At 35.1% G+C, this 12,341-nt stretch carries 16 protein-coding genes; 10 read left to right on the forward strand and 6 right to left on the reverse strand.

Annotated elements, in window-relative coordinates; all coding sequences use genetic code 11:
• The first annotated feature begins 166 nt into the window (after positions 1–166).
• Together GJE18_RS01310 and GJE18_RS01315 are read left to right on the forward strand one after the other, a co-directional pair.
• Positions 167–1,126 (forward strand): L-threonine 3-dehydrogenase, encoded by a 960-nt coding sequence (locus GJE18_RS01310; RefSeq protein ID WP_060552333.1) that lies wholly within the window; start codon positions 167–169, stop codon positions 1,124–1,126.
• A gap of 293 nt (positions 1,127–1,419) precedes the next feature.
• Entirely contained in the window at positions 1,420–2,496 is a 1,077-nt protein-coding gene (locus GJE18_RS01315) for a branched-chain amino acid aminotransferase (RefSeq protein WP_060552334.1), read from the forward strand.
• A gap of 50 nt (positions 2,497–2,546) precedes the next feature.
• Here the strand turns inward: GJE18_RS01315 and GJE18_RS01320 are convergent, their stop codons facing one another.
• Positions 2,547–3,014, reverse strand: a complete 468-nt coding sequence (locus GJE18_RS01320) for a 2-thiouracil desulfurase family protein (protein ID WP_060552335.1) — start codon at positions 3,012–3,014, stop codon at positions 2,547–2,549.
• Positions 3,015–3,216: 202 nt separating this feature from the next.
• Positions 3,217–3,552 carry a hypothetical protein gene (locus tag GJE18_RS01325; RefSeq protein WP_107368316.1) on the reverse strand — a complete coding sequence of 112 codons (336 nt, stop codon included), beginning with the start codon at positions 3,550–3,552 and terminating at the stop codon, positions 3,217–3,219.
• Positions 3,553–3,832: 280 nt separating this feature from the next.
• Between GJE18_RS01325 and GJE18_RS12250 the strand changes: the two genes are divergently transcribed.
• From GJE18_RS12250 to GJE18_RS01350, 5 genes are all read left to right on the forward strand, one after another.
• Entirely contained in the window at positions 3,833–4,705 is an 873-nt protein-coding gene (locus GJE18_RS12250; protein ID WP_261370722.1) for a DMT family transporter, read from the forward strand.
• Between the two features lie 5 nt (positions 4,706–4,710).
• Positions 4,711–5,307 (forward strand): type 1 glutamine amidotransferase family protein, encoded by a 597-nt coding sequence (locus GJE18_RS01335; protein WP_107368314.1) that lies wholly within the window; start codon positions 4,711–4,713, stop codon positions 5,305–5,307.
• A gap of 43 nt (positions 5,308–5,350) precedes the next feature.
• Entirely contained in the window at positions 5,351–5,848 is a 498-nt protein-coding gene (locus tag GJE18_RS01340; RefSeq protein WP_107368313.1) for a MepB family protein, read from the forward strand.
• Positions 5,849–5,869: 21 nt separating this feature from the next.
• Positions 5,870–6,289 (forward strand): metallothiol transferase FosB, encoded by a 420-nt coding sequence (gene fosB, locus GJE18_RS01345; protein WP_107376401.1) that lies wholly within the window; start codon positions 5,870–5,872, stop codon positions 6,287–6,289.
• A 147-nt stretch (positions 6,290–6,436) separates the two neighbouring features.
• The gene (locus tag GJE18_RS01350) at positions 6,437–7,135 is read left to right on the forward strand and encodes an HAD family hydrolase (RefSeq protein WP_060552337.1); all 699 of its coding nucleotides are present in this window, start codon (positions 6,437–6,439) and stop codon (positions 7,133–7,135) included.
• A 29-nt stretch (positions 7,136–7,164) separates the two neighbouring features.
• Here GJE18_RS01350 and GJE18_RS01355 read toward each other — a convergent pair whose 3' ends face one another.
• Both GJE18_RS01355 and GJE18_RS01360 read right to left on the reverse strand, forming a co-directional pair.
• Complete coding sequence (locus tag GJE18_RS01355; RefSeq protein WP_107368311.1) at positions 7,165–7,830, reverse strand: deoxynucleoside kinase; 666 nt, start codon at positions 7,828–7,830, stop codon at positions 7,165–7,167.
• Positions 7,823–8,440 (reverse strand): deoxynucleoside kinase, encoded by a 618-nt coding sequence (locus tag GJE18_RS01360; RefSeq protein WP_060552339.1) that lies wholly within the window; start codon positions 8,438–8,440, stop codon positions 7,823–7,825. Before GJE18_RS01360 ends, GJE18_RS01355 begins: the two co-directional genes overlap by 8 nt.
• 66 nt (positions 8,441–8,506) lie before the next feature.
• On the opposite strand from GJE18_RS01360, the gene tadA reads away from it, so the two are divergent.
• The 3 genes from tadA to GJE18_RS01375 all read left to right on the forward strand — a co-directional run bounded on the left by tadA (position 8,507) and on the right by GJE18_RS01375 (position 10,596).
• On the forward strand, positions 8,507–9,004 hold the full coding sequence (tadA, locus tag GJE18_RS01365; protein WP_060552340.1) for a tRNA adenosine(34) deaminase TadA: 498 nt from the start codon (positions 8,507–8,509) through the stop codon (positions 9,002–9,004).
• A gap of 138 nt (positions 9,005–9,142) precedes the next feature.
• Positions 9,143–10,012: a Cof-type HAD-IIB family hydrolase gene (locus GJE18_RS01370; protein WP_060552341.1), complete on the forward strand. Its 870-nt coding sequence runs from the start codon at positions 9,143–9,145 to the stop codon at positions 10,010–10,012.
• 17 nt (positions 10,013–10,029) lie between these two features.
• A complete protein-coding gene (locus tag GJE18_RS01375) occupies positions 10,030–10,596 on the forward strand; it encodes an NADPH-dependent FMN reductase (RefSeq protein WP_060552342.1) in 567 nt (188 codons plus the stop codon).
• 107 nt (positions 10,597–10,703) lie between these two features.
• On the opposite strand, the gene folE2 is transcribed toward GJE18_RS01375, so the two are convergent.
• Positions 10,704–11,582, reverse strand: a complete 879-nt coding sequence (gene folE2 / locus GJE18_RS01380; protein ID WP_107368310.1) for a GTP cyclohydrolase FolE2 — start codon at positions 11,580–11,582, stop codon at positions 10,704–10,706.
• Positions 11,583–11,660: 78 nt separating this feature from the next.
• Complete coding sequence (bshB2, locus tag GJE18_RS01385; protein ID WP_107368309.1) at positions 11,661–12,338, reverse strand: bacillithiol biosynthesis deacetylase BshB2; 678 nt, start codon at positions 12,336–12,338, stop codon at positions 11,661–11,663.
• Positions 12,339–12,341 lie beyond the last annotated feature (3 nt).

Genomic DNA, 12,341 nt, shown 5'->3' on the forward strand with positions numbered 1-12,341 from the left:
TCATTTTAAAAGCAAAGTAATTCATGCAGAATTGCTTTGCTTTTTGTTTTCTCAGGATGTACAAGTAAGCGCTTAAATGTTATAATGTCCCTGTAAACCAAGAAAATGACTGCAAGATATAGACGTATGTCCGTCTCAAAAAGACAAAAAGGGAGAATGAGTGTTTATGAAAAAAATATTTATTACAGGTGCTCTGGGCCAAATTGGTACAGAACTTGTCGCAAAATGTCGTGAAATTTATGGGAATGAGAATGTATTAGCAACAGATATTCGTGAGCCAGAAGCGGGTTCAATTGTTGCTGAGGGGCCATTTGAAATTTTAGACGTGACTGATGCTGACAAAATGGAACAATTAGTAGAGAAGTTCCAACCAGATACGATGATGCATATGGCTGCACTTTTATCAGCAACAGCGGAACAAAAACCACTTTTAGCGTGGCATTTGAATATGGGTGGCTTAGTGAATGCGCTTGAAGTCGCACGTAAGTATCACTTACAATTTTTTACACCAAGTTCTATAGGTGCATTTGGACCGAATACACCGAAAAAAAACACGCCACAAGTCACAATTCAACGTCCTAACACGATGTATGGGGTTAACAAAGTTTCAGGCGAATTGCTTTGCGATTATTACTTTACAAAATTTGGTGTTGATACACGTAGCGTTCGTTTCCCAGGTTTAATTTCTTACGTAAAAGAACCAGGTGGCGGTACGACAGACTATGCGGTTGATATTTATTTTAAAGCCGTACGCGAAGGTAAATACACAAGTTATATCGCAAAAGATACGTACATGGATATGATGTTTATGGACGATGCCATTGACGCCATTATTCAATTAATGGAGGCAGATAGCGGTAAATTAATTAACCGTAATGCCTATAACTTAAGCGCAATGAGTATTGAACCCGAAATGGTAAAAGAAGCGATTCAAGAACATATGCCTAACTTCACATTAGATTATGATGTTGATCCTGTACGTCAAGGTATTGCGGATAGCTGGCCTGATAGTATTGATACGAGCTGTGCACGTGGTGAATGGGGCTTTAATCCAAAATATGACCTTAAAGCAATGACATCACGTATGATTGAAGCCATTCAAGAAAAAGAAACGCATAAAGCTTAATCACACGTAGTACATCAATTTAAAATTTAAAGCGCAAAATCTCAATTTCATATAGAGCAAAGAGACATGTGACGGGCATGTCTCTTTTTATTTTCGTATCATTTTCATAACTTCGACAAAATTTGTATAATGGGATTCTGAGTGATGATAAAATCAACAGTTTCACCGCATGAGTCTAAATTATGTAAGCGTTTTCTTGAAATCAGACTAATTCTAATTTTCGGAAAACTCATTGAATTGTCGTATGCACATTGATATAATGCATATATTACATTTAAATAGGAGGAATAATCATGTCAGACAAAATTCAATTTCAACAAAGAGAACAACTTAAAGAAAAGCCAGATCAATCCTCACTTACTTTTGGTAAAGTATTTACGGATTATATGCTTAGCTTTGAGTATTCTATTGACAAAGGGTGGCACGATTTAAAGATTATTCCTTATGGTCCAATCGAACTTTCACCGGCAGCACAATGTATCCATTATGGCCAATCAGTTTTTGAGGGCTTAAAAGCATACAAGCACGACGATGAGGTTGTTTTATTTAGACCTGAGGAAAACTTTAAACGTATTAATATGTCACTATCACGTTTAAAAATGCCTGAAGTGGACGAGGCATTATTACTCGAAGGTTTAAAACAATTAATTGATATCGAACGTGACTGGGTGCCTCAAGGGGAAGGTCAATCTTTATACATACGTCCATATGTTTTCGCGACGCAAGAAGGGCTTGGCGTGCATCCATCGCATGAATATCGTTTATTAATTATTTTATCTCCATCTGGATCTTATTATGGCGGCGATTCATTACGTCCTACGAAAATTTATGTTGAAGATGAATATGTGCGTGCAGTCCGAGGTGGTGTAGGTTATGCGAAAGTTGCTGGTAACTACGCGGCGAGCTTACTTGCACAATCTAATGCGAATTCAGAAGGCTTTGACCAAGTATTATGGTTAGATGGCGTTGAACAAAAATACGTTGAAGAAGTAGGAAGTATGAACATCTTCTTCGTAATCGATGGGAAAGTAGTAACACCAGAATTAAACGGAAGTATTTTACCAGGTATTACACGTAAAACCGTACTTGAATTAGCAAAAACGCTTGGCTATGAAGTTGACGAGCGTCGTGTGGCGATTGACGAACTTTATCAATATCATAAAGAAGGACGTCTTCAAGAAGTCTTTGGTACAGGGACAGCCGCAGTGATTTCGCCAGTTGGTGAATTACAATTTAAAGACGAAAAAATTGTCATTAATGATAATCAAACGGGGCCAATAACACAAAAATTGTATGACAACTATACAGGAATTCAAAGTGGTAAACTAGAAGATCCTCACGGTTGGAGAGTCGTTGTACCGAAATATTAATATTAAAACGCATAAAAGTTAGAAACCTCATTTACGTAGGTTTCTAGCTTTTATAATTTATGTGATAACAATGCTAAATAGTCGTCTTCATCATATACGGTAATCCCGTTCTGTCTTAAAAGTGCCGTACATACGCCGACACCCTCTTTTTTAGTGCTATTAAAGGCACCACTGTAAATTTGTTTAGACCCGCATGAAGGGCTATCTGATTTTAAAATGACTGCCTTACATGCCATGGCTTTGCATTGTTCTAAAGTTTTTTGAGCACCACTTAAATACATTGCCGTCACATCATTGCCATCACTATCCATCACTCGGGCATGATGATTTAATACATCATAGCCATCACCACCGACAATCTCTGCAGGGTTTCTCGGGATAGGAAGGCCACCTAATATCTCAGGACAAACGGCGCGAGCATGCCCGGTTTCTATTAACTTTAGCAGTGCAGGTTGTAATTTGTTTTTACCATCATAGCGTACATTTTCTCCGACAAGACAACTACTGATTAAAATCATTGTTATCCCCCTTATATACATCTCAACGACATACATCAAAAACAAACAATTTATTGTTAATATTATTATATAATATGAGTGCATTCATGTAAGTAATAAATTTATTAGAATGGGTGCATAGCGTACCAATCAAAACGTTTGAGTGGTCGTTAAATTGACGTCCATGTAGTTATTGTGGCGTTTAACAATGGTCTTAAGACGATTAACCTTGTAGTAATAATTGAAAACCTTTCACTAAGTTGTAAATTGCTAATGAAATAGCGATGAATAAGCAAATGAATGTACATCCTAATAAAATATTAGAGAACATAATTTGATGATTGTACGGTTTTTCTAATATGACTTGTGAAAAATAAAAGCCTGTCATACCTAAAAAATAAAATATTACGCCTCCTAAATGATTCAATAAAGCAATCTTGGCATGATGAGAGGTAGGTCGATCTGAAAAAATCCATATAAGAATGGGTAATACAAACGGTGCGAAGAAAATACTCCAATAACTAATACAGGATAGCAATTTGTTGCTTTTAGTTTCCATATGATTCACCTCCTCAAACATATTAAATCACAACTATGATAATAATTAAATAGCGAACAACATATCTTACAATATTGTAAGTTTCAAGTATTATATTGAAAGAAATATGTAAGTTTGAAGCGGTTATTCACGTCATACTGACTACTAAAAGCGTGCAGCAACAACAATTTACAATTAATTATTATTATCCTAAAATATAAAGATATCAAGAATATAAAATGGAGTGTTTGAATGATGTGTAAAAACTTAAAATGGTGTGAACATTAAAATGAACTATGTTATGTATGTACTTTGTATGTTGATATGGGGGCTTAATTTTATAGCTGTTAAAATTCAAGGTAATCACGTGTCATTAGAAGTTGCTTTATTATATCGGTCCGTGATAGCGCTAATTCTTTTTACATGTTTACTTTCATTCGTCTATAAAAAGATAAGTATAAAAGATTTCAATTTATATACTGTATTAGGGTTTGGTTTATGTAACTTTATGATAAGTTATCTTTTACTATATTATGGTACGTTTTACAGTACTGCTGCTATGGTCACACTTATATTTTCAATGAAGGCAATCATTACTCCAATTTGCATTAGTATTGCTTTTAAAACTAAAATTTCAAACCGTATATATATAGGTGGAATCATGGGAATATTAAGTGTTTTAGTCATTTTATTTCCCGATTTAAAACAGTTGTCCAATCAATTCATTATTGGAATTTTATTAGCTATTGCAGGTACGGTAATTACATCTATTGGAGATGTGTTGTCACTCTATAATAGTAAGCAACGCGTCAATCCTATAGTAGCCAATACAATTGGTATGATGGGAGCTGTCATTTTATTGTTTATGTATACCTTTATAAGAGGAGAACACTATACGATGCCGCATCAGTTTAACTTTTGGATTGGCTTGCTTTATTTATCGGTGTTAGCTTCTTTTATTGCATGGTTGTGTTATTTGAAATTAATTAATAATATTGGTGCAGCTGAAAGTGGCTATATGGTCGCAATGTTCCCAGCGATAGGAGGCATTGCGAGCGTAATGATGGGCGAATCTACTTTAAATATACACCTTATCATTGGTATTGCATTAGCAACATCAGGTGCGTATATTGCTCTAAAAAAACCTAAACATACAAAAGTTAAAAGAGGATGATAGATATGAAGAAGGCTTTGTTTCTGATCTTAGATCAATATGCCGATTGGGAAATGGCACATCTTTCTACGATATTGAATCAACATGATAAGTGGTGTACTAAAACCATAAGTTTAACAAATAATGTAAAGTCAATTGGAGGCTTATCAGTAAATGTAGACTATAATATTAAAAATTATAATGATGATTTTGATTTATTAATTCTTGTGGGTGGCAATACGTGGAATACGAACAATCAAGCACTTTTAACTTTTATCCAAAAGGCATTCAAGAAAAATATTGTGATTGGTGCAATATGCGGAGCAGTAGATTATCTTGCTAAAAATGGGTTACTCAACGATTACAAGCATACAGGAAATGCTTTGAGTTTATGGAATGACTTTGATAAATACACAGGGAGTCATTATTTTATTGCAAAACAAGTTGTTAGAGACCGGAATTTGGTAACAGCAAATGGTACAGCTTCAGTAGAATTTTTAGAACATGTCTTAAAAACGATTTCATTTGATAGTAATGAAAATATACATCAGAAAATATTCATGATTAATCATGGTTTTTATAAGTATTGTGACATTTACGGAGATCCGTTCGATAAAATGTGAGATACCTCAAATCAACCTTAAAATGATGGAGTTGGATTAAGTTATGGAGGCATATCAATCCTTAAAATTAATAAAATATATTGTTAATCAAAGTGATGTCCTAGTACTTAGTGATTATAAAAAAGAGTTATGGAATAAGAAATATGAAGCGCTCAATTTACATATTAATGGACGTTTATTTAAAAGTAGATTAGCAAATAAAACGCCTAATAAAGAAGGATATTTTTTATTCATTTGGCAAAAGAATCATATAAATAAAAATGTCCCTTTTCATAGTGAGAATCATATTGATAAAGTCATTATTACTGTAATAGATGGTGCTAAAGTAGGACAATTTATATTTTCAAAAGAAGCACTGATTGATCATGGTATTTTAAGTTCAACGACGCATACCGGTAAAATGGCTATTCGTGTTTATCCTACTTGGATAAAGCATCTCAATGCAACAGCGTTATCAACGCAGAAATGGCAATCAAATTATTTTATTGACTTGTCAGATGGAATAAATATCAATGATATAGAGTCAATGTATTTAAACTGAATAATAAACAAGGAGTAATTTATGATTCAGGGAATTAATCATATTACATATTCAGTTTCCGATATAAAAAGGTCAAAGCAATTCTATAAAGAAGTTTTAAAGGACAAAATAGTTATGGAAAATGAAACAATTGTCTTTTTTACTCTTGGAAATGTTTGGTTTGCACTAAATGAAGAAAAAGATATCCCAAGACATGATATGCAAATCGGTTATACACATTTGGCATTATCTATTTCTGAAAAAGATTTTGAAGATTGGTATTATTGGTTAAAAGTAAACAAAGTGAATATTTTAAAAGGGAGAAATAGAGATATTAAGGAGAAAAATTCTATTTATTTCACGGATCCAGATGGTTATTTATTAGAACTTTATACAGGAACACTGATGGATAGAATTAATTATTATAATCATTTAGACAATGATACTAAATGTTTTGAGTAATAAAATATAGTCTCTTTATATTAATAACTATCAAGCTATTCACTGTAATGATACGCTTCATAGAGTGGCATACTCATATACATAAAGCGACTTTTAATTAACAACATCTTATGAATGAAATATCTCATGTGTAATGGAGGTGACAAAATGCCAAACGCGATATGGTTAATGTTTGATAAGGATGGTACATTAATTCAATTTGATCAAAGTTGGATTAAAATTGGTATTCAACTCGTTGAAAATGTGTGTGCGCATTTTCATATTAAAGCGTTAGATGACGTGAAAAAAGAACTAGGTATCGTAAATGATGGCTTTTCACCAGGAAGCATTATGGCTTCAGGTACTTTAGAGGAAATGGTGACCGTGTTTAATCAATATACAGATCAAGATACGACGTCATACACGACACAAAGAAGCCAAGCGCTCATTCATGCACGTGAACCCGAGGTCATATTATTTGAAGGGGTGGTCTCTATGCTCCATACGCTAAAATCACAAGGATATCACCTCGGTATTTTGACGAGTGACAATCGTACAGGTATGGCGCACTTTTTTGAGAAAACACAACTGCAATCGTTATTTGACATCGTTATTTCTACCAATGGTGATCATTACGAAAAGCCAGACCCACGTATTTTAGAGCCGTTATGGGAGCGAGGGGTAAAAGGTCGCGACATGATAATGATAGGAGATACCGATAATGATATGAAAACAGGGCGAAATGCACATGCACTATTCAACGTCGGTGTGCGGACAGGATTAGGAAATCAAGCTACCTTTGCTGATGCGGATATTATTTTAAATGAAGTTACGGAACTTCCTAGTATATTAAAAACAACCCATTGAATGCGTTATAGCTTCAATGGGTTGCGTAATTATTGACGTTGGTCAACTTGACGGTGTGCTTGAATGATGTGTTCTACTTTTTCAAGTACTGCATCAATGGAATTAGGATCATCATATAAATCATATTCATTGATATTGACACGTACGACAGGACATGCATTAAATTGATTAATCCACGCATCATAACGTGCAAATAACTTTTTCCAATATTCTGGATCTGTATTCATTTCCATTTCGCGCCCACGCGCATGAATGCGATTAATGACACTTTTATAATCTGATTCAAGATAAATTAAAACATCTGGTTTAGGAAAATAAGGTGTCATTACCATCGCATTAAATAAATTTGAATAGGTTTCAAAGTCTTCAGGTGTCATAGTACCTTGTTCTTCATGCATTTTAGCGAAGATATCGACATCTTCATAAATAGAACGGTCTTGGATAAAACCACCGCCATATTCAAACATACGCTTTTGTTCTTTAAAACGTTCTGCTAAAAAGTAAATTTGTAGATGGAAACTCCAACGCGTGAAATCCTCATAAAATTTATCTAAATAAGGATTATGATCTACGTTTTCAAATGACGTTCTAAAATTTAATTTGTCAGCAATTGCTTGGGTTAATGATGATTTTCCTACACCGACTGTACCAGCAATCGTGATGACCGCATTTGAGGGTATACCAAAGTTATTCAAATGTTTTTCCTCCAATTAGTTCATTAATTTGATTTAAAATTGTGTCATAATCTGTACTGTTTTTAACAAAGTCCAGATGAGTGGTATCGATACGTATTACGTGATGACCATTTGCTTTTAATGACTCGTAATAAGCCAAATAATCCGCTTTTAATTTTAATAAATAGTCATCTTCAATATGTATTTCAAAATCACGGTTTCTAATTTTGATGCGTTCTTTTAAACGGAATAATTCAGCGTCTAAAAAAACGATATAATCGGGCATTCTTAAATCTTCGGTTAAAATATCATAAATTCTAGAAAACTTATCAAATTCTATAGGTGATAAGGTATTTCGTGCGAAGATTTTGTTTTTATAAATATGATAATCACTTACAATACCTTGATGCATCGAACCCAAATCTTGATAATCTTTATATCGATTACACAAGAAAAACATTTCTGTTTGGAAACTCCATTTAGAAATATCTTCATAAAAATCGGATAGAAATGGGTTTTCACCTACAATTTCTTTTGCCTCATAAAAATGATAAGATTGACTCAACTTATGTGCTAGCGAAGATTTGCCAACACCAATCGGGCCTTCAATTGCTATAAAAGGTTTATCCATATTTTTTATCTCCATTTTTTATTTTATCAGTATTACAAATTTTATCACATGTTGGGGTGTTTCTGTATGAGAAGTCATGAATTTTATATGTCAGTCGCGATTGAAGCAGCGAGAGCGGCTGAAAAGTTGGGGGAAGTGCCTATAGGGGCAGTCGTTGTTAAAGATGATGAAATTATTGCGACAGCCTATAATTTAAGAGAAACGTCACAACTTCCAATGGCGCATGCGGAACATTTAGCGATTGAGCGTGCCGCAAAAAAACTAGGAACTTGGCGCCTTGAAGGCTGTACGCTATATGTCACACTTGAACCGTGTGTCATGTGTTCTGGAACGATTGTTATGAGCCGTATTGATACCGTAGTCTACGGTGCGAAAGACCCTAAGGGTGGGTGCAGTGGCAGTTTAATGAACCTTATACAAGATTCACGAATGAACCATCGCGTTAATCTTATTACAGGTGTATTAGAATATTCATGTGGAGAATTATTAAAACAGTTTTTTAAACGTCTACGTGAAAATAGGAAGCGCACAAACAAATTAAAATACAATCCACCGAAAGTTTGATAAAATGAATGGCGTACGAAGCGGTTCATTAAAGGTGAATACGTTATTCATCATTTCATATGTAATATGTGATGCTAATGGATACATGTATATAACAAATTTAATGTGAAATGATTTGGCATAGAGTGAGGTAAACATATGATTAAATTAATTGCGACAGATATGGACGGTACATTACTTAACGCGGGGCATGATGTTTCAGAAGAGAATGTGAAAGCCATTCAATATGCACAGTCATTAGGAATTACAGTGGTAATTGCAACAGGACGTGCGTTTTATGAAGCGCATGACCCGATTCAGCCCACGGGTTTGAAGGTACCTTATATTTGTTTAAATGGTGCCGAAGTACGAGACGAATGTTTCGACATCGTCCATACATCAAACTTAAACCATGAATTATACCAACGTATACGTAATGTGTTGGATGAAGAAAATATTTTTTATCAAGTGTATACAAATTTAGGTATTTATACTGAGGATCCTGAACGTGACTTGGCGATATATCTTGATATTGCGAAACAAATGGGGCAAACACCTAACGTAGAAAAGATACGTGCACATATACAGCATCGTATTGAAGTGGGGTCTTTAAAAGTCGTAGATAATTACGATAAAGTCGAAGATATTCCAGGTGAGCTTATTATGAAAGTATTAGCGCACGATGTTGATTTAGATAAAATTAATCGTGCAAAAGAACGGTTGGCCAAAAGTGGCAACCTCGCTGTGTCTTCATCAGCAAGAGGAAATATCGAAATTACACATATTGATGCGCAAAAAGGATTAGCATTGCGCACCATTGCGGAACAACTCGGTATTGAAATGAAAGATGTCATGGCGGTGGGAGATAATTTAAATGATAAATCAATGTTGGAAGTAGTGGGTCATCCTGTTGCGATGGCAAATGCGCTTACGGAATTAAAAGACATCGCGTCATTTGTGACGGATACTAATGAAAATAGTGGTGTCGCGAAAGCGATTTATCACATTATAGATGAGACAAAGAAATAGGGAGTGACAGTTCAATTATGAAAGGATTAATTATTGTAGGAAGTGCGTCACCCAATTCGCATACACGCGCACTTGCTCAATTTCTAAAAGGACAAATTGAAGCACATCATCATGAAGTTGAAATTTTTGATTTAGCTGAACGTCCTTTGCATATGTTAGATTTTTCAGGACAAAATCCAGTACCTGAGGCGTATCAACGTAATGCAGAACAATTAAAATCTTTAGCAATGGAAGCAGATTTTCTTATACTCGGTACACCAAACTATCATGGTTCTTATTCAGGAAGTTTAAAAAATGCGCTAGATTACTTGAATATGGATTACTTCAAAATGAAACCAGTTGGATTAGTGAATAATAGCGGAGGTATCGTAAGTGCGGAACCATTGTCGCACTTAAGACTCATCGTACGTTCATTACTGGGTATTGCTGTACCTACACAAATTGCAACACATGATTCGGATTACGACAAATTAGAAGATGGCACGTTATATCTATCTAATGAAGAATTTCAACTACGTGCGAAATTATTTATTGATCAAATTTTATCGTTTGCGAAAAATAGTCCATATGAACATTTAAAATAAAAAATCACCTTCAATATTTATAAAATGACGCAAATTGAAAGTGATATCATGATATTCACAGTAATAAAAAAGGGGTGAGCACGATTTTAAGTGACTCACCCTTTCTTTTATTTTCGATATTTTAACTTAGCAAAGGCATCATGTTGGTGAATGGATTCTTCATTTCGACATTCGATATCAAATCCCTCCAACCAATCGAGTTCAACTAAGTCAGCTGCGATGAGACGAATTAAATCTTCAACAAAACGCGGATTTTCATATGCACGCTCTGTTACACGTTTTTCATCTGGACGCTTTAATATAGGGTAGAGCATGGAACTCGCATTTGCTTCCATCGCATCTAGAATAATCTCTTTATAGTCATCTGATAATTTGGCAGTTTTATTCATATAAGCTTTCACCGTAATAATGCCACGTTGGTTGTGCGCAGAATATTCACTGATTTCTTTAGAACACGGACATAACGTTGTCACAGCCGCTTCTATTGTTAATTCTTTACGTGTTATTTCATCTCCACGTACCGCCAAGCCATAAGTGACATCAGCGTGCCCAACCGCTTTTATGTCAGTGACAGGACTTTTACGTTCAAAGAACCATTTTCCTGAAACATCGACTCCTGCACTATGTTGTTTCATATGCGATTTTAAACGGTTCAACAACTGTGTTAATGTATCGAATTCAAGTCGAATCCCATTATCATATTCAGCCTCAACCGCTTCTAAAATTCGGCTCATATTGATGCCTTTTTCATCTTTATTTAAACTTGTAGAAAAACTAAAGTTGCCTGCTGTTTGAAATTGATCAATCCATACAGGATAAACTAAGTTTTTAATACCTACTTCTTCTATTTCAAACAAAAAGTTTTTATGTGTACTTTGAAGATCGGTCATTTCAGCTTTCGTTGTTGGTTTTGTACCTTGGATAGGGTCTACAGAACCAAAATGTTTCCAACGACCTTCTCTGGTTGATAAATCAAATTCAGTCATGTTACTTCCTCCACTATATTTGCTCAGGATTAAGACTCATCATTTTTGGCTTAATCCTTCAATTCGAATGTTTTGGATTTAATCAAAATGATACGTCCAAAATGTTTCGGTAGTTAAAAATGCGGCCACATCACTCGGCACGCCTGAAGCACGTCCTTGAGGATTTGCCAGTTGTTCTAAAAACGGCCCTGTTTGTGATTGATGTGCTTCAAAAGCTTTTAATTTTTGTTCTTTATACTCAGAAATGTCATTGACGATATCCGGTTCGCCCAATGCATCTACAGCGTCATTACTAAATGCAACGAGTTGCAATTTCGGTCGTTCTGTTTCAGGGAGACGTTGAACAGTCCGAACAACAGCTTCTGCAGTCGCTTCATGATCAGGATGAACGGCATAACCTGGATAAAATGAAATGATTGTAGAAGGATTCGTGTCATCAATAAGTCCTTGTATCATTGCATCCATTTCATCATGAGGCTCAAACTCAACTGTTTTATCACGTAAGCCCATTTTGCGCAAATGCGTGATACCAATAACGTTGGCCGCTTCTTCAAGTTCGCGCTCACGAATATGCGGTAATGATTCACGCGTGGCTACAGGAGGGTTGCCTAAGTTGCGTCCCATTTGCCCTAATGTTAAACATGCATAAGTGACAGGGACGCCCTCATCAACAAAGCGTGCAAGGGTACCTGCAGATGAAAATGTTTCATCATCAGGATGTGGAAATATCACTAAAATATGTCGTTCCATAGCCATTAT

The sequence above is a fragment of the Staphylococcus agnetis genome, assembly GCF_011466855.1.
Classification (GTDB): Bacteria; Bacillota; Bacilli; order Staphylococcales; family Staphylococcaceae; genus Staphylococcus; species Staphylococcus agnetis.

Bases quoted from the DNA above. Each gene is read 5' to 3' on its own strand.
- GJE18_RS12250 (WP_261370722.1), top strand. From the start codon at position 3,833: ATGTATGTACTTTGTATGTTGATATGGGGGCTTAATTTTATAGCTGTT.
- folE2 (WP_107368310.1), bottom strand. From the start codon at position 11,582: ATGACTGAATTTGATTTATCAACCAGAGAAGGTCGTTGGAAACATTTT.
- GJE18_RS01335 (WP_107368314.1), top strand. From the start codon at position 4,711: ATGAAGAAGGCTTTGTTTCTGATCTTAGATCAATATGCCGATTGGGAA.
- GJE18_RS01375 (WP_060552342.1), top strand. From the start codon at position 10,030: ATGAAAGGATTAATTATTGTAGGAAGTGCGTCACCCAATTCGCATACA.
- GJE18_RS01360 (WP_060552339.1), bottom strand. From the start codon at position 8,440: ATGGATAAACCTTTTATAGCAATTGAAGGCCCGATTGGTGTTGGCAAA.
- GJE18_RS01350 (WP_060552337.1), top strand. From the start codon at position 6,437: ATGCCAAACGCGATATGGTTAATGTTTGATAAGGATGGTACATTAATT.
- GJE18_RS01320 (WP_060552335.1), bottom strand. From the start codon at position 3,014: ATGATTTTAATCAGTAGTTGTCTTGTCGGAGAAAATGTACGCTATGAT.
- fosB (WP_107376401.1), top strand. From the start codon at position 5,870: ATGATTCAGGGAATTAATCATATTACATATTCAGTTTCCGATATAAAA.
- tadA (WP_060552340.1), top strand. From the start codon at position 8,507: ATGAGAAGTCATGAATTTTATATGTCAGTCGCGATTGAAGCAGCGAGA.
- GJE18_RS01325 (WP_107368316.1), bottom strand. From the start codon at position 3,552: ATGGAAACTAAAAGCAACAAATTGCTATCCTGTATTAGTTATTGGAGT.
- GJE18_RS01340 (WP_107368313.1), top strand. From the start codon at position 5,351: ATGGAGGCATATCAATCCTTAAAATTAATAAAATATATTGTTAATCAA.
- GJE18_RS01315 (WP_060552334.1), top strand. From the start codon at position 1,420: ATGTCAGACAAAATTCAATTTCAACAAAGAGAACAACTTAAAGAAAAG.
- bshB2 (WP_107368309.1), bottom strand. From the start codon at position 12,338: ATGGCTATGGAACGACATATTTTAGTGATATTTCCACATCCTGATGAT.
- GJE18_RS01310 (WP_060552333.1), top strand. From the start codon at position 167: ATGAAAAAAATATTTATTACAGGTGCTCTGGGCCAAATTGGTACAGAA.
- GJE18_RS01370 (WP_060552341.1), top strand. From the start codon at position 9,143: ATGATTAAATTAATTGCGACAGATATGGACGGTACATTACTTAACGCG.